Below are 15,240 nucleotides of genomic sequence, written 5' to 3' on the forward strand. Positions count from 1 at the left end.
AGCCGTCTTGAAAAAAACGAATTGAACGAAGAACGACATGGCACAACAACTTCCACCGGGCGCTGAGAAGGAACAGGCTGTTTCCTGGCTCAGCGATATTTCGCCGAAAGACGTGGCGGCGGGGGGCGACCGTTTCAATAAGTGGTTGCTCAAGATCAGCGGCAATCACATTTCGTTCGAGGACCTCAAAACCGTCGCCAGTGCGGTGCCGATCATCGGCAACCTGATGGCGTTCTACGATGCAGTGTGCGACATCGTGATGATCGTCGAGAAGCGTCACGCCGATCTGCTCGATTACCTTGGACTCGCGATCAACCTGATCGGGGTCATTCCGGTGCCGCCGCCGCTGGCATCGTTTCGCCTGTCGGCGCGACCGTTGTTGGCGCTCGTGCGCAATCAGTTGCTGGTGTCGCGCGGCAATCTCGGGGCCGCGATCATCAACGTGCTCATTACGCACGTCAACGCCGCGGCCGCGACGGAAATCGAGAACTTCCTGAAGACGTTGCAGGAGGTTCTGGTCGACTTGCTGAATGACTGCGCGGCCAAGGCGCAGGAGTTGATGGTCGGTATTGCCAGCGGATTGGAGCTTGCCCTCAAAGGGCAAATTTTCGACAGCAGTGCGAACGTACGACGTACGCAGCAGATCGCGCGGAAGATGGACGAGCGATCCTGGTACAACCCGATGATCGTGGTCGATGCGTTCGAGTACGGTTACGAAGGTTCGATCGCGTTAGGGAAGGAAGCCGGGAACGCGACGGTCGGGACCGCTGCGAGGCTTGCGCCGGATTCGTGGCTTCAACCGTTTCGCGATATCGTCGCGTTCCTGAAGACCGAAGCACCGAAAGTCGCGAAGGCAATCCGCGATCTGAATGGCAGCGAAGAAGGCAAGATGCTTTGGCTGATCGCGCAAGTGATCGAGGCCGTGGCGAGGGTGCGTGCGGGCGGCAAGCTTCGTGAAAAGAGCGCTGACGTGCCACCCGGCGGCAAGGGACGGGCACAGCATGACCGCCCGCAGGAGCCGGTGGGTGCGACCGAACAGCATGTGCATCCGGAAGGTGCTGGCCAGAGCCCCTGCAAAAGTTGCGGGATTGGCGCGTCGACCGGATCGATCGATTTTGCTTTCGGCGATGAGACGTTCACGCATACGGACTTTGAACTGCCCGGCGCATTGCCGCTTGTCTGGGCGCGTACTTATCGGTCACGCCTGTCTGCATATGACACTGGAGAACTTGGCGCGCGATGGATTACGCCGTACACGACGCGCATCGATGTCGAAGGCGATACATGGTTCTACCGTGATGCCAGCGGACGCAGCATTGAATATCGCGCGCTGGCAGCCGGAAGCGTGCATGACGATCTCTCGGAAAACCTGACGCTGTCGCGACTAGACGATACGTGGGTGACGATCGCGTACGGTCATGACGAGTTGCACGTATACGAGCGGCGTGGCGACGCGTTCCGGCTCGCGATGCAGAAAGATCACGCGGGCAACACGATCACGCTCGACTACGATGCGCGCGACCGCGTGGCGCGCCTGATTGACGCGAATGGCAACGTGCTCTCGTTCGAGCACGACAAGCAAGGTCGGATCGTCCTGATCGAGCAGGTGATCGAGGATGGCAAGCGCCGCACGCTCGCAAGTTACGCCTATGACGAAGCGGCCGATCTCATCCGTGCAACCGATCGGCACGGCAACGCGTGGAACTACCAGTACGACCGACATCTCGTGACGCGTTATACCGATCGCACCGGCCGCGGGATGTCGCTTGAATGGGACGGCGCGGACGCTGACGACAACGCGAATGCGAAATGCGTGCGTGAGTACGCGGACGATGGCAGTCTCGATATCCGTCTTGCGTGGCACCCGAACATTCGATTGACCTACGTGACCGATGCGCTCGGTCAGACGACGCGTTATTACTTCAACATCAAGGGCTACGTTTATCGGATCGCCTATCCGGATGGAAACGAAGAGTGGTTCAGGCGCGACGAGCACAACAATCTGACGTTGCATATTCTCCAGGACGGCAGCGTCGAGCAGATGCGTTACGACACGCGCGGTAACCGGACGTGGCACGAGCGCGCTGACGGCAGCATTGTCGAAATGGCATATGACGACAAGGATCAGATGATCCGGCTCGTCGATCCGAATGGGCATGTCTGGCAGCGCAAGTACGATGATGCTGGCAATCTCGTCGAGGAAATCGATCCGCTCCAGCACGCTACGAAGTACAGCTATAACGACAAGGGACTGCCGACACAGATCACCGATGCCAAAGGCGGATCGAAGGCACTCGAATACAACTCCGCCGGGCAATTGACCAGCTACACGGACTGCTCCGGAAAGAAGACGGCGTGGCGCTACGACGATATAGGGCGTGTGATCGAGAAAAAGGACGCGTCCGGTGGCGTCGTTGCTTATGCATATGGCCCGAACGGCCGGTTGACGGCGATTCGTTCGCCAGCCGGTGTCGAACATGTGCAACACGATGCCGAAGGGCGATTGCTCGCTCATACGGATCAGCTCAATCGGTCGACGCGATATGCCTACGATGCGGTCGGTCGCATTGCGAGTCGCGCCGATGTGCTCGGGCAGACGGTTGCGTATCGTTATGACCGTCTCGGCCGCTTGTCCGCGCTGACCGATGCGAACTTTGCGACGTATCAGTTCCACTACGATCCGGCAGGTCGGCTGATCGAGGAAATCGGCTTCGACGGCAAGTCGACGCGTTACCAGTACGATCCGGACAGCGGCAGTCTTGTTTCGATCGATGAAGCGGGCTGCCTGACTTCGGTCGAAATCGATGCAAATGGCCGTCTGCTGAAGCGTGTCGCCGGGGAAAGCGAGGAACGGTTTGCCTACGATCCGAGCGGCAGGTTGATCGACGCGGTGAACCGATACAGCCGCGTGCAGTTCTTCTTCGATCCGGTTGGCAATCTCGTGCGTGAACATCACGCCTACGATCTGTTCGGTGACCGGCGCAGCTACGTATGGCATCACGAATACGATGAACTCGGCAACCGGTGGCGTACCGTTCGGCCGGACGGGCATGTCGTCGACTGGTTGCTGTATGGCTCGGGGCATGTGCACGGGATGCTGCTCGACGGCGAGGACCGCGTGCAGTTCGAGCGCGATGATCTTCATCGCGAGACGGTGCGCGTGCTGTCGAGCAAGGTCGGGCAGCGCACGCACTACGATCCGGCGGGACGCGTGTTGCAGCAGTCGATCCAGCGATCGACGTCACCTGCGCCGCTCGCCGAGCGGCGGTATCGCTATGACGCGGCGGGGCAGTTGTCGCGAATCGAGGACAGCCGCAAGGGCGGGACCGACTATCGATACGATCCTGTCGGACGGCTGATCGAGGCGATCAGTCCCATCGCGAAGGAACGGTTTGCGTTCGATCCGGCGAGCAACATCATCGATCCGGCGCGGACTACGGAGACGCCCGCGCCGCGTCCGAGTCCGGTGCGGCCGGACAGCACGTTGCCGGTTGAGGTGCCGAAGGTGCTCGGTAACTTGCTGAAGACGTATGCGGGGATGCACTTCGAGTACGACGCGCGCGGGAATCTCGTGCGCAAGCGCACGCCTGCGGGTGAGCAGGAATACGAGTGGGATGAATTCAATCGATTGCTATCCGCGCGGGTTGCCGAGACGTCGCGGCAGAGTCGCGCGCGGTATTTCTATGATGCGTTCGGTCGGCGTATTGCGAAGGAGTTGAACGGCGAGCGGACGGTGTTCGGGTGGGATGGTGACACGCTGGCGTACGAGAGTGACGGCGAGCGCGCCACGCACTATCTCTACGAGCCGGGGACGTTCGTGCCGCTGGCCCAGTATGTGGCGGAACCGGTCGATGGGATCGTGACGCCGGAGTGGAAGAGTACCGACCGCTATGTGCCGGAGGAGGACCCGCTGCAGCAGGTGCCGGAGCGGCGTGGTGATGCTGCCCTGTTCTATTACCACTGCGATCAGATCGGGACGCCTCAATTGATGACCGACGGCGGCGGTGATGTTGTGTGGGAAGCGTCGTACATGGCTTGGGGCGAAGCGCGGGAAGTAATTGCGCGGGCGTCGAAGGCGGCGGGGATCGTGCCTAAGAATCCGTTGCGGTTTCAGGGGCAACAGGTTGATGCGGAAACGGGGTTGTACTATAACCGGCATCGGTACTACGATCCGAGCAGTGGACGGTTCATCTCGAAAGACCCGATCAGGCTCGCCGGTGGCATCAACGTCTATCAATACGTACCCGCGCCAACGGGATGGATCGATCCGCTTGGGCTAGCGCGCATCCCGGCGTCTGTCAAACAGAAGGTTGCTCAGGAGAATAAAGACTTCTTTGGAACGGAAAAGTGCGAGTGCTGTGGCACCGACGTGATTCCTGGCCAAAAGAGTCAACGCGGTGTCACACCTCCGGCGAACGAACGTCAGTTCGACCACGTCGAACCCGACTCGCTGGGTGGGGCGAACAACGAAAAAAACACCCAACTGCTCTGCCGTAAGTGCAATCGTGGCTTCTCGAATAAGCTGAAGGAAAATTTCAAGCAACTCAACCGTTTGGGGCGCAACCCCTGCGGAAACGAATAGGATCATCATGCCAGGCTTCGCAAAAATCGTGTTTCGTCTGAAGACTGACGCTGACGGATATCCGCCCGTTGGCTTCGAATCACTGTGGGGGGGGGCTCTTGGCGAGAATTCCTACGTGATCGACAACGTGCCTTACTACATATGTGGGGTGAGCAAAGGTGATACGGTCGTGACCGAGGAGATTGACGGCGAACTTGTTGCCGCTGGAGTAGTTGCTCGGGGGGGGCACTCGACCCTCCGGGTATTTGCGGAGGATGATGTAACCAGAAAGGCAATTGTCCAAAACCTCACGCAACTTGGAGCACAATGCTCAGTAACCGACGGGTTATCGCTCTTTGCAGTTGACATTGCTGCTGATGTCGAATTTCAGAGAATCGACGCCTTCTTGGCTTCACAATGCGATGGCGAGCACGTTGCCTATGAGGATGCATGCCTACAGCACGCGGGAATAGACAGCATGCGAACGGAAGAGTGTGCGTCACTAGCGACGGTACCATTGCGGCTCAATTAGCACGGGCAATTCCGTTGCGTGAGATACGGGCTTACACAATAACTGGCATCGGTATTCCGATCCCAGCACCGGGCGCTTCCTCTCGAAAGACCCGATCGGGCTCGCGGGCGGTATCAACGTTTATTAGTACGCGCCCAATCCAACTGGATGGGTTGATCCCCTCGGCTTGGCGCGTTGCCCTAATAGCGTTCTTGGCCGCAAGGTCAATCAAGACGACTCCTTGATTGACGCGACCACTCCCATCATTCAAATGAGCATCAATCAGAAGGCACTCAATTCGCCTAGCTTCGATAAGCTGAAGGGTATGATCAACAACGGTGCGACGAATGTGGACTTGATGAAAGCGGGCTATGCGCCTTTCGGGCCCGATGGCAATCAGGTAAATCTGCATCATGTGCTTGGTGACGAACCGGGACCAATCGTGGAGCTGTCCGCCGCGACGCATCAAAGGTATTACAAGCAACTTCACGGGTTGATTGACGATGGAGCCAGCTTCCGAAATGATCCAGCAGCCGCACGCGGATATGACCGGTTTCGTCGAAATTACTCGATTCGGCCGGCGTATTGCGAAGGAGTTGAACGGCGAGCGGACGGTGTTCGGGTGGGACGGTGACACGCTGGCGTACGAGAGTGATGGCGAGTGCGGCACGCACTATCTGTACGAGCCGGGGACATTCGTGCCGCTGGCGCAGTATGTGGCGGAGCCGGTCGAGGGAATCGCGACGCCGGGGTCGAAGAGTACCGACCGCTATGTGCCGGAGGAAGATCCGCTGCAGAAGCTGCCGGAGCGACGGGGTGATGCGGCGGTGTTCTATTACCACTGCGATCAGATCGGTACGCCGCAGTTGCTGACGGACGACGATGGCGATGTCGTGTGGGAGGCGTCGTACAAGGCGTGGGGCGAAGCGCGGGAGGTGATCGCGCGGGTGTCGAAGGCGGCGGGGATCGTTGCCAGGAATCCGTTGCGGTTTCAGGGGCAGCAGGTCGATGAGGAGACGGGGCTGCACTATAACCGGTATCGGTATTACGACCCGAGAGCTGGCAGATTTACTAGCCAGGATCCGATAAAGTTGCACGGTGGATCAAATAATTTTCAGTATGCGCCAAATCCTGTCGAGTGGACGGATGCTCTGGGGTTGGTAAAGCTCAGGGAAACAGATCCGAAAGGCGGATCGCTGAGTGACGTTCAGACTCGCTGTTGGTATAAGCGCGAAGAAAGCAGGATCGATCAGCAATTGTGCAGCTGTAAAAATTTGAAGGAAAGGGCGCGACTTGCGCATAAGTTGCGTAATCAAGCACGTATTCGAGCTAGACTTTTGATGGCCGACCGCGATGCTGCTACTGCTCTTTATACGGGGATCAATTCGCCGACTGGCAAGGCGGAGCCTATGCTCACCTGGAAGGAAACGGTTGCCAAGGCAAACGGTAAAGGCTATCAAGGCGATGACGTGTACAACTACATCATTGGATCGTCCAAGCGATCGAGACCCGGTGTTGACAAGATGACGATTGGGGATCTTGACTGTAATAAGGTGCTTAGCGATGCGGGAATTTAATTCGAAGGATTTGGATGCTCTGGATTTCGAGCGTGTTTGCAGTGAATTGCTCGCGGGAAAGGATGGAATTTCCCTCGAAAAAGTCGTCCATATACCGGAGGCCGATATTTTGCGCTGCAAGTATAAAGGTAAAGACTTCAATGTGAAGTTTGACTTGGATTACGGGGTTTCTCTTGAGGCAGTGAGCGATTTTTCTGTTGGCGAGCTTGAGGGCGTTGCCCGAATTTTGACGGCCTAGTAGACGATGCAATCGAGCTCGCTCCAAAGAAATTCTAAGTGAGCAATGACTGCCGGGGAGCCCCGTCCGCATTTTTTGCGGGCAGGGCGATTGCACGAACGCTTCCGCCCGGATCGAATGAAGAGCCTTGCAACATGTATGAGGTGGCAAAGCCGATTGAGAATGTAGTAGCGGGGAAAATTGCACCATGGTCCGGTGAGCTGGGCTTCGGTACGCAGTACAAGCTACCTAAATCGGTTGGAGACTTGGTGGAGTCTAGTCACCTTAGGAGATGGATGAATAAGCAAGATCTACAGAATGCGCTTGATGCGGTAGGTGCACCACGAGATAGCTACTGCCTTGGAGGTGAAAAGGATGAGGCTTTATGTCTTGCGGAAAATTATGGGCACTGGTACGTGTACTACAGTGAGCGCGGACAACGTACTGAGCAGCAGGCATTCGACTCGGAGGCAGCCGCTTGCGCTGCTTTCTTGATGCGGCTTCGGAAGATGTTTCGTATTTGAGTTGGGCTGCACTTTAACCGGCACGGGTACTATGTGGAGCGAGGCACCGCAAAGACCGTCCCGTTTTCGGGATAGTGCACTGGGCGGTCCTTCTTCCATGAGGCAGCAACAGAGTTCGAACGACGAGGCAACGCCCTTTAAGGCAACGAAATCGTCAAATTCGCCGACTCCGGCCCGACCTTGATGACCTGCGAATAAGGCGCCAACGCCTGCAGAGTCTTGTCCTTGAGACAAGTATTGAGCCCGAGACACCCGAGCAGGGCCACGAGCGCGAACACCACCCCGATCGCTCAAACCGGCACGTCGCGTTTCAACCGGTGCGCGATCTGATCCGGCAGCGGCCAATGCGGCGCAAACGCAACAGACAATGACTACGTGAAGACGCTCGTGAACGTGAAGGTTAGAAAATGATGCTGATCCCGAAGAATGAAACCGTCGTGATCGATATTGCGAGCAACAGGTGCGTTGTCCTTTCGGATGTGCCTGCGCACGTCTCGAAGTTGCAGACCGCTGGATTCCATAAACAGGGGGATCAATGGATACGGCCGATTTCCGACGATGCGGACCGCCAGCATCTCGTGAGAATGCTGATGGAGCTCAACGCACTCTTTTCGGCCGGACGAGACTGGAGTGCGCAGGAGCTCGTCGAGCATTACCGGGAAAACGGAGCAGTCACGGCGCCTTATCGTTCGGTATCGTGGGTGAAGCCCGACGAGTATCGTATTGTCGAGCATGGCTAGGTGCCGGCCGGCGGCGGCCGCGCGCCATGCTTGGCCCGCGCCTTCCCGGTATCCTGGTGATGAGTCGAAGATGTGGCGAAGATAGCCGCCGGCCAACCTTATGCATCCGCTATTTGGCACAATCGCGGCTCGCTGACGCGGGCGCTACAACGCATGTGCGTCCACCAGCCCGTTACATTTCCCTTAGTTACCACCGCCTTACCCCATGTCGACTATCACCGCGACCGAAGTGTCGTTGAAACACGTTCTCGAACATCCCGGTGACTTCACCGGGCGGCTCTGCCTACCACCGACGCCATGGACGCCCGACACGAGCGGTGTCTTCTTCGAAGACGCGAAAGACGGCGCAGTATCGGATGCTGCAACCCCGCCCGGCTGGCGCGTCACGCTGAACAGCGCGACGATCGAGGACATCGTGATCAACGCGCATGATCAGGTCGACGAACCGAGCGTCGCGCAATTGTTCGACGCGTTCGTGTTCTACGTCGACAACGACGAATTCATTCTGCTCTGACGGCGCATCCCGCACGCCACAGTAAAAAAGGACCGCCGGGCGGTCCTTTTCCACGAAGCAGCAGCCGCGTTAAAACGACGACTCAACGCCCCTCAAGGCAACGAAATCGTCAAATTCGCCGACTCCGGGCCCACCTTGATGACTTGCGAATAAGGCGCCAACGCCTGCAGCGTCTTGTCCTTCAGATAGGTATTGAGCCCGAGATACCCGAGCAGGGCCACGAGCGCGAACACCGCGCCGATCGCCCAGACCGGCACCTCGCGCTTCAACCGATGCGCGATCTGATCCGGCAGCGGCCAATGCGGAGCGAACGCGGCGCGCTTGCCCTTCATATGCGCGATCTCGTCCCCCAGCCGCGCGGTGAGGTAAGCGAGCTTCTCCGGCCCTTCGAGCAGATACTTGCCCTGGAACCCGAGCAGCAGGCACATGTGAAACACCTCGAGCGACTGCAACCGCGCCGCGCCCTGCGCCCGACATTCCTCGAGATACTGAAAGAATTTCTCCCCCGCGAGCTGCTCGCCGAACAGCACGAGCTGCAGCGGCCGGCGCTCCCAGTCGGTGCGGATCTTAAATTGCGACGACAACACCATTTCATCGACCGCCGCGCAATACGCGAACTTCGCGCCATACACGTCCTCGGCCGGAATGTTGAGCTTCTTCGCGCCGCGCTCGAAATCCGACAGAAACTCCTGGATCTTCGTACTGAATTCGCTCGCGCTATCCGGCTCGCGACCGTTCTTGAGCAGGAACAGCATGAAAAACCCGTCGTACAGCAGATCGAGCAGCGAACGGGCCTGGAACGCGGCGTCGGTCGACGCCGGGGTATGCAGCGGAGCCGGCGTGTTGTCGCCGAACAGGGAGGGCGCGTAGCTCATGATGTGACCGCGATCAGTTCGAATTTCAGGTCATTGATGCCAGTCGGCGCGTAGATCATCGCGGACTGGGCCTGCAGCATGCGCTCGTACAGCGCGCCGCGCGAATCGAGCTGGAAATAGCATGCACCGGGCCGCACCGGAATCGCGGGCGGCACTTGCGGCATGTACGACAGCCGCACGCCGGGCATGGCCGACAGCACGAGCTTGTCGACGTCATCCGGCGCGCCGACCTTGAAGCGGGCCGGCACCGCGTCGATGAGCTCGACGTTGGGCATGTCCGCGGACACGGCCAGGTAGAACTCGGTCTTGTCGTCGATCTTGCCCGAATCGAGGCGGCCGAGGTGGAACGACGGACGCACCTCGTCGAGCGTGATCGCAAAGTAGCGCGTCGAGATCACGGTGTCGAGCAATTCGCGCAGCATCAGGTCGAGGCGCGCGAAGCTCGGCCCCGGATCGTCATGGCGATACACGGGCAGGTCGGCAAGCGTGTAGCCCTTCGAAAACGTCATCAGCTGGCCCGCGAGGCGCAGCAGCTCCTGGAACAGCCGCTCCGGATGCAGCGCCGCATGCTGGTGCAGGTGCGCGAGCGTCGCGAACGCGGCGTTTGCGGTGTGCAGCAGCCAGAACGACGCGATGTCGCCCGACCGGAATTCGATGATGTTCTTCGACGGCTCGCGGTGAAAACCGTACAGCGCGTTCACCTTCGCCTGCAGCGCGTCGACGAGCTGGCGCAGCCGCTGGTGCAGGATCGGCGAAGCGTCGATCGCGAGGCACGGCGGCACGAAGCTGTCGTCGATCTCGAAGCCGGACGTCGCGGTGCGGCGCACGCGCACGAGCGGCACCGACAGCAGCTGGTCGCGCGGCTCGCTGTGCGCGATCAGCTTGACCTGCGTCTTGAGGAACGTGATGTCGGCTTCGGCGGCGTCGGTGAAGTTGTCGGCAACGCTCGTCTGCTCGCTGACGAAACGCGTCATGAAGCCGGCGGCCGGATCGTCGCTGTAGTTGGTGCCGTTCTCGCGCAGCGGGTGCAGCGCGAGGTAGAACACGAATTCGTTGATGCCGTCGGGCAGCGTGTCCAGCGCGATCGGCGGCGGCAGGTCGTCGGCTTGCGGCGCGGCATACAGCGCGCCGTCCGGGAACACGAGCGCAAGCTCGGCCACGCGCAGCACGTTGCTGCCGAGCGCATCGCGGTCGATGCGCACCGAGCGCACGCCCCAGTTGTACGGCTGGATCGCCTGGATGGATTCGAACAGGCGCGCCTCGTGGTAGGCGTCCTGCCGCTGAAAATGTTGGGGCCGGAGGAACAGCCCTTCCCCCCAAAGCACCTTGGCCGAATAACTCATGTCAAATCCGGTTAATGTCGCGTTGCGATGTAATCGATTTGTTCGTGCCCGAATTAAATCGCCAATTTGTTAACTCTTGTTAATTGACATTCGTGCGTCATGCTTAACCGCAGGTGACCGACGAAAGCAAATTCAGCGGTTGTGAAGGCGCACCCTGTTGCGGTGCGATGACGGAGCCGTCGGTGACCGTCATCGCGCAATTATGCAGGCCGATGATTATGCCGGATTTCTCCGACTTCGCCGGGTCGAACGTCAGTTTCCAGCGCTGGATGGCGGGATCGCGGAACAGTGCGACGATGCCGAATGCCTGCGCTTCGCGCGACACTTTTTCGGTTGCCGTATAGCGCTGGCCCGGAATCAGCGTGATTTCACGCACGTTTAGCAGATCGGTGCCCAGTGCGGCCTTTTCCTTGGTCGGATCGGTGAATGCGTCGAACGGCGCCTGCTGGAACGAAGTCGGATCCTTCAACGCGTAGAGCCTTACTACTAATGCGAGCGGCTTGCGATCGTTCGCGGCGTTGAGGTTGGGCGCGGCGGCGAGCGTGAGCCCGATGTTGCGCGGCGGCTTCTGGGCATCCGGCAGTTCGGGCTTGCCGATGCCGGCGGCCTGCATCACGGCGCTCGCGGCGGAGCCGAGCAGCGGGGCGGCCGCGCATCCGGCCAGGAGCGCGCAGGCGATCAGCGGCAGCGCATAGCGAATCATGGACGATCTCATCGTGTTTCCGGCGTGCCGCCTTTAACTCCCCTGTCAAAACTACCGGGCATTTCCGCGTTCACCGCGAATGCCGGCTAATCTGCCGTTCAACTATTAAGCACACGTGCGGCGCATTGCGGTTCCGGAATTTTTTTCCGGTGCCCGCGCGCAGCGTTGTCGATCAAGTAAAACTTGCACATTCCCGTCGATGGAAAAGCCGCCGCCGGGCCGTTGCCGAAGACGTTTCGAGGGGGTAGCGCACGGTTTTAAAAGGAATTACTCTGCACGCAGCGATTGAATTATGAAAAATTGATCGGTACTATACCCGCGCGCTTCTTGCAAAGCAAAAGAACCAGATTCTCAACGATTTTAATACTCACGCGCCGGTGGATATAACGATGAAAGACCGTCTCTTCGCAAAATTGTCTGGGGTAGTGCTGGCCTGCGGCGTGATCGCCGGTTGTGCGAACCAGCCGCCTGCGCCGCCGACTGCCGAGGTGTTCAACAAGTCGCTTGCCGATGCGGACGCCGTTGCGAAGTCGGGGGACCAGGACAAGGCGCTCGGCCTGTACCAGCAGCTCGCGAAATCGGATCCGACGCGCGAGGAACCGTGGTCGCGCATCGCGCAGATCCAGTTTGCCCAGAACCACTATGGCCAGGCGATCGTCGCCGCGCAGGAGGCACTGCAGCGCGACGCGACCGACCGTCAGGCGAAGAGCGTGCTCGCCGTCGCGGGGCTGCGGATCGCGACGCAGTCGCTCGGCGAGCTGCGCCAGGATGCATCGCTCGCGGGCGATGCGAAGTCGGACGCGCAGGCGCTCGCGAAGCAACTGCGCGACACGCTCGGCGAATCGGCGCTGTTCCCGCCGGAGCAGCGGACCACGAAGACGCGTACGACGCGCCGCGTGATTCACCGTCCGAAGGCCGGCGCGGCGCCGGCCGCCGAGGCAGCCGCAGCAGCAACCACCGCGCCGACGCCGCCGGCCGCACCGCAAAAGGGCGGCGCCGATCCGTTCAGCGCACTGCGCAACTGACCGCAACTGACGCGATAACCACAACTAACCTGGGAGCCGTCGAGATGGCCAAGAAAGAAAGCATTCAGAAAAGCTTGCAGAAAATACGGCCGCCGCGCGTCCAGCTGACCTACGAGGTCGAGAAGGGCGACGCGATCGAGGTGAAGGAACTGCCGTTCGTCGTCGGGGTCGTCGGCGATCTGGCGGGCCAGTCGGAAGTCGAGCAGCCGAAGCTGCGCGACCGCAAGTTCGTCAACATCGACCGTGACAACTTCGACGACGTGATGAAGGCGATCGAGCCGCGCGCCGCGTTCCAGGTGGAAAACCGCCTGAGCCCGGAAGGCGGCAAGTTCGCGGTCGACCTGAAGTTTCGTTCGCTGTCGGATTTCAGCCCGGACGAAGTCGTCGAACAGGTCGAGCCGCTGCGCCGCCTGCTCGAGGCGCGCTCGAAGCTCGCCGACCTGCGCAACAAGCTCGCCGGCAACGACAAGCTCGAGGATCTGCTGTCCGAGGTGCTGAAGAACACGCAGCAGCTGCAGGAGCTCGCGAAGGGCACCGGCGGCGACAAAGACGGCGAATGACGACGGAGTGTTGAGATGAACCAGCAAACGGCTGCGGCCCAAGCGAGCGGCGCGGAATACGCCGCCGGGACTTCGCTGCTCGACGATATCGTCGAGAAGAGCAAGGTCGCGAAATCCGATTCCGAGCATGCGCGTGCGAAGGACCTGATCGGCGAACTCGTGCACCAGGTGCTCGACGGCACGGTGATCGTGTCGGACAACCTGTCGGCGACGATCGATGCGCGCGTCGCGGAACTCGACCGCCTGATCTCCACGCAGCTGTCCGCCGTGATGCACGCGCCGGAATTCCAGCGCCTGGAAAGCACGTGGCGCGGGATGGACTACCTGGTCAAGGAAAGCAATACGGGCCAGACGATCAAGATCAAGGCGCTGCACGCGCCGAAGCGCGACCTCGTGCGCGACTTCAAGGGTGCGAGCGAGTTCGACCAGAGCGCGCTGTTCAAGAAGGTCTACGAGGAAGAGTTCGGCACGTTCGGCGGCTCGCCGTTCGGCGCGCTGATCGGCGATTACGAGATCTCGCGCCAGCCGGAAGACATGTACTTCATCGAGCAGATGTCGCACGTCGCGGCGGCCGCGCACGCGCCGTTCATCGCGTCGGCGTCGCCGGAGCTGCTCGGCCTCGAGTCGTTCTCCGACCTCGGCAAGCCGCGCGACCTCGGCAAGGTGTTCGACACGGTCGAATACGCGAAGTGGAAATCGTTCCGCGACGCCGAAGATTCGCGCTACGTCGGCCTGACGCTGCCGCGCTTCCTCGGCCGCCTGCCGTTCAATCCGAAGGACGGTCAGACCGCGGAGAACTTCAACTTCGTCGAGGACGTCGACGGCACCGAGCACGACAAGTACCTGTGGTGCAACGCGGCGTGGGCCTTCGCGGCACGCCTGACGGCCGCGTTCGATGACTTCGGCTGGTGCGCCGCGATCCGCGGCGTCGAAGGCGGTGGCCTCGTCGAGGACCTGCCGACGCACACGTTCAAGACCGACGACGGTGAAGTCGCACTGAAGTGCCCGACCGAAATCGCGATCACCGATCGCCGCGAGAAGGAGCTGAGCGACCTCGGCTTCATCCCGCTCGTGCATTGCAAGAACTCGGATTACGCTGCGTTTTTCGCCGCGCAATCGGTGCAGAAACCGAAAAAATACAGCACCGACAGCGCGAATGCGAACGCCGTCCTGTCCGCCCAGCTTCAGTACATCTTCTCGGTATCGCGCGTCGCGCATTACCTGAAGGCGATGATGCGGGACAAGATCGGCAGCTTCGCATCGGCGCAGAACGTGGAGACTTTCCTCAACCGGTGGATTTCGCAGTACGTCCTGCTCGACGACAACGCGTCGCAGGAACAGAAGGCGCAATTCCCGCTGCGCGAGGCATCCATACAAGTGTCGGAGATTCCGGGCAAGCCGGGCTCGTATCGTTCGGTCGCGTTCCTGCGTCCGCACTTTCAGCTCGACGAACTCTCGATTTCTCTGCGACTTGTCGCTGATCTGCCCAAACCGGCAAATTCATAAGCGAGTAAATCGCCCGGGCGGGCCGCCTGGGTAGGACGTTAAAACCACCTCTTTGGGGAGTCGAAGGGCCATGTTACACATGCACTTGCAGTTTGGTAGTCCGGCGGTGAAGGGCGAATCCGCGGACAAAGACCATCAGGGCTGGATCGAGCTGAAATCGTGGGATCACTCGATCGTTCAGCCGCGTTCGGCAACGGCATCGACCGCAGGCGGTCACACGATGACGCGCTGCGAGCACGGCGACATGATTTTCACGAAGGAAATCGATTCGTCGAGCCCGCTGCTGTATCAGCACGCATCGGGCGGCACCACGTTCGATGAAGTGACGGTCCATTTCTCGCGCGCGGACGGTGAAGGCAAGCGCGTGCAGTATCTGGAAGTGAAGCTCAAGTACGTGATCATCTCGAGCATCGCTCCGAGCGTTCGCGAAGAAGGTCTGCCGCTCGAGACGTTCTCGCTGAAGTACGCGGCCGTGCAGTGGAAGCAGACCCAGCAGAAGATCGGCGGCAACCAGGGCGGCAACACGCAGGGCGCCTGGAGCCTGACGAAGAACGACAAGACCTACGCGGTCTAAGGTCGGTTGC

General features: G+C 60.1%; 14 protein-coding genes and 4 pseudogenes. 14 read left to right on the forward strand and 4 right to left on the reverse strand.

Annotated elements, in window-relative coordinates:
• Positions 1-37: 37 nt before the first annotated feature.
• From BTE28158_RS13105 to BTE28158_RS32480, 8 genes and pseudogenes are all read left to right on the forward strand, one after another.
• Complete coding sequence (locus BTE28158_RS13105; protein ID WP_170296395.1) at positions 38-4,582, forward strand: RHS repeat-associated core domain-containing protein; 4,545 nt, start codon at positions 38-40, stop codon at positions 4,580-4,582.
• Between the two features lie 7 nt (positions 4,583-4,589).
• Positions 4,590-5,093: a DUF4265 domain-containing protein gene (locus BTE28158_RS13110; RefSeq protein WP_124627982.1), complete on the forward strand. Its 504-nt coding sequence runs from the start codon at positions 4,590-4,592 to the stop codon at positions 5,091-5,093.
• 22 nt (positions 5,094-5,115) lie between these two features.
• Positions 5,116-5,217, forward strand: a pseudogene (locus BTE28158_RS32790) (RHS repeat-associated core domain-containing protein); the annotation flags it as partial.
• A 213-nt stretch (positions 5,218-5,430) separates the two neighbouring features.
• Positions 5,431-5,706 carry an HNH/ENDO VII family nuclease gene (locus tag BTE28158_RS32940; RefSeq protein WP_367646621.1) on the forward strand — a complete coding sequence of 92 codons (276 nt, stop codon included), beginning with the start codon at positions 5,431-5,433 and terminating at the stop codon, positions 5,704-5,706.
• Positions 5,645-6,238: pseudogene (locus tag BTE28158_RS13125) on the forward strand (RHS repeat-associated core domain-containing protein); the annotation flags it as partial. The gene BTE28158_RS32940 and the pseudogene BTE28158_RS13125, both read left to right, overlap by 62 nt.
• A 397-nt stretch (positions 6,239-6,635) precedes the next feature.
• On the forward strand, positions 6,636-6,887 hold the full coding sequence (locus BTE28158_RS13130) for a hypothetical protein (protein WP_239007272.1): 252 nt from the start codon (positions 6,636-6,638) through the stop codon (positions 6,885-6,887).
• A 38-nt stretch (positions 6,888-6,925) separates the two neighbouring features.
• Positions 6,926-7,147, forward strand: a pseudogene (locus tag BTE28158_RS32945) (TNT domain-containing protein); the annotation flags it as partial.
• A 15-nt stretch (positions 7,148-7,162) separates the two neighbouring features.
• The gene (locus tag BTE28158_RS32480; RefSeq protein ID WP_239007271.1) at positions 7,163-7,390 is read left to right on the forward strand and encodes a hypothetical protein; all 228 of its coding nucleotides are present in this window, start codon (positions 7,163-7,165) and stop codon (positions 7,388-7,390) included.
• Between the two features lie 137 nt (positions 7,391-7,527).
• On the opposite strand, the pseudogene BTE28158_RS13140 reads toward BTE28158_RS32480, so the two are convergent.
• Positions 7,528-7,746 (reverse strand): annotated as a pseudogene (locus BTE28158_RS13140) (DotU family type IV/VI secretion system protein); the annotation flags it as partial.
• A 51-nt stretch (positions 7,747-7,797) separates the two neighbouring features.
• On the opposite strand from BTE28158_RS13140, the gene BTE28158_RS13145 reads away from it, so the two are divergent.
• Together BTE28158_RS13145 and BTE28158_RS13150 are read left to right on the forward strand one after the other, a co-directional pair.
• Positions 7,798-8,130: a hypothetical protein gene (locus tag BTE28158_RS13145; RefSeq protein ID WP_239007270.1), complete on the forward strand. Its 333-nt coding sequence runs from the start codon at positions 7,798-7,800 to the stop codon at positions 8,128-8,130.
• Between the two features lie 205 nt (positions 8,131-8,335).
• Positions 8,336-8,644 (forward strand): DUF7716 domain-containing protein, encoded by a 309-nt coding sequence (locus BTE28158_RS13150; RefSeq protein ID WP_151048140.1) that lies wholly within the window; start codon positions 8,336-8,338, stop codon positions 8,642-8,644.
• Between the two features lie 92 nt (positions 8,645-8,736).
• On the opposite strand, the gene icmH is transcribed toward BTE28158_RS13150, so the two are convergent.
• The 3 genes from icmH to tssJ all read right to left on the reverse strand — a co-directional run bounded on the left by icmH (position 8,737) and on the right by tssJ (position 11,577).
• Positions 8,737-9,519 (reverse strand): type IVB secretion system protein IcmH/DotU, encoded by a 783-nt coding sequence (icmH, locus tag BTE28158_RS13155; RefSeq protein WP_059510562.1) that lies wholly within the window; start codon positions 9,517-9,519, stop codon positions 8,737-8,739.
• Positions 9,516-10,862, reverse strand: coding sequence for a type VI secretion system baseplate subunit TssK (gene tssK / locus BTE28158_RS13160; protein WP_059682129.1), 1,347 nt, complete (start codon positions 10,860-10,862; stop codon positions 9,516-9,518). The genes icmH and tssK overlap by 4 nt, the downstream gene beginning before the upstream one ends.
• Positions 10,863-10,965: 103 nt before the next feature.
• Complete coding sequence (gene tssJ / locus BTE28158_RS13165; RefSeq protein ID WP_059607863.1) at positions 10,966-11,577, reverse strand: type VI secretion system lipoprotein TssJ; 612 nt, start codon at positions 11,575-11,577, stop codon at positions 10,966-10,968.
• A 377-nt stretch (positions 11,578-11,954) separates the two neighbouring features.
• Here tssJ and BTE28158_RS13170 point away from each other — a divergent pair, with 377 nt between their 5' ends.
• The 4 genes from BTE28158_RS13170 (at position 11,955) to BTE28158_RS13185 (ending at position 15,230) form a co-directional block, all read left to right on the forward strand.
• The gene (locus tag BTE28158_RS13170; RefSeq protein WP_124629125.1) at positions 11,955-12,590 is read left to right on the forward strand and encodes a tetratricopeptide repeat protein; all 636 of its coding nucleotides are present in this window, start codon (positions 11,955-11,957) and stop codon (positions 12,588-12,590) included.
• 44 nt (positions 12,591-12,634) lie between these two features.
• Entirely contained in the window at positions 12,635-13,150 is a 516-nt protein-coding gene (tssB, locus tag BTE28158_RS13175; RefSeq protein WP_044845930.1) for a type VI secretion system contractile sheath small subunit, read from the forward strand.
• 15 nt (positions 13,151-13,165) lie between these two features.
• Positions 13,166-14,656, forward strand: a complete 1,491-nt coding sequence (gene tssC / locus BTE28158_RS13180) for a type VI secretion system contractile sheath large subunit (protein ID WP_039320274.1) — start codon at positions 13,166-13,168, stop codon at positions 14,654-14,656.
• Positions 14,657-14,726: 70 nt separating this feature from the next.
• Complete coding sequence (locus tag BTE28158_RS13185) at positions 14,727-15,230, forward strand: Hcp family type VI secretion system effector (RefSeq protein ID WP_006477093.1); 504 nt, start codon at positions 14,727-14,729, stop codon at positions 15,228-15,230.
• Positions 15,231-15,240: the final 10 nt, after the last annotated feature.

It is taken from the genome of Burkholderia diffusa (assembly GCF_902499115.1).
GTDB classification, from domain to species: domain Bacteria; phylum Pseudomonadota; class Gammaproteobacteria; order Burkholderiales; family Burkholderiaceae; genus Burkholderia; species Burkholderia diffusa.

Bases quoted from the DNA above. Each gene is read 5' to 3' on its own strand.
- BTE28158_RS13110 (WP_124627982.1), top strand. From the start codon at position 4,590: ATGCCAGGCTTCGCAAAAATCGTGTTTCGTCTGAAGACTGACGCTGAC.
- BTE28158_RS13150 (WP_151048140.1), top strand. From the start codon at position 8,336: ATGTCGACTATCACCGCGACCGAAGTGTCGTTGAAACACGTTCTCGAA.
- BTE28158_RS32940 (WP_367646621.1), top strand. From the start codon at position 5,431: ATGAAAGCGGGCTATGCGCCTTTCGGGCCCGATGGCAATCAGGTAAAT.
- BTE28158_RS13105 (WP_170296395.1), top strand. From the start codon at position 38: ATGGCACAACAACTTCCACCGGGCGCTGAGAAGGAACAGGCTGTTTCC.
- tssK (WP_059682129.1), bottom strand. From the start codon at position 10,862: ATGAGTTATTCGGCCAAGGTGCTTTGGGGGGAAGGGCTGTTCCTCCGG.
- icmH (WP_059510562.1), bottom strand. From the start codon at position 9,519: ATGAGCTACGCGCCCTCCCTGTTCGGCGACAACACGCCGGCTCCGCTG.
- tssJ (WP_059607863.1), bottom strand. From the start codon at position 11,577: ATGAGATCGTCCATGATTCGCTATGCGCTGCCGCTGATCGCCTGCGCG.
- BTE28158_RS13185 (WP_006477093.1), top strand. From the start codon at position 14,727: ATGTTACACATGCACTTGCAGTTTGGTAGTCCGGCGGTGAAGGGCGAA.
- BTE28158_RS13170 (WP_124629125.1), top strand. From the start codon at position 11,955: ATGAAAGACCGTCTCTTCGCAAAATTGTCTGGGGTAGTGCTGGCCTGC.
- tssC (WP_039320274.1), top strand. From the start codon at position 13,166: ATGAACCAGCAAACGGCTGCGGCCCAAGCGAGCGGCGCGGAATACGCC.
- BTE28158_RS13130 (WP_239007272.1), top strand. From the start codon at position 6,636: ATGCGGGAATTTAATTCGAAGGATTTGGATGCTCTGGATTTCGAGCGT.
- tssB (WP_044845930.1), top strand. From the start codon at position 12,635: ATGGCCAAGAAAGAAAGCATTCAGAAAAGCTTGCAGAAAATACGGCCG.
- BTE28158_RS32480 (WP_239007271.1), top strand. From the start codon at position 7,163: ATGAATAAGCAAGATCTACAGAATGCGCTTGATGCGGTAGGTGCACCA.
- BTE28158_RS13145 (WP_239007270.1), top strand. From the start codon at position 7,798: ATGATGCTGATCCCGAAGAATGAAACCGTCGTGATCGATATTGCGAGC.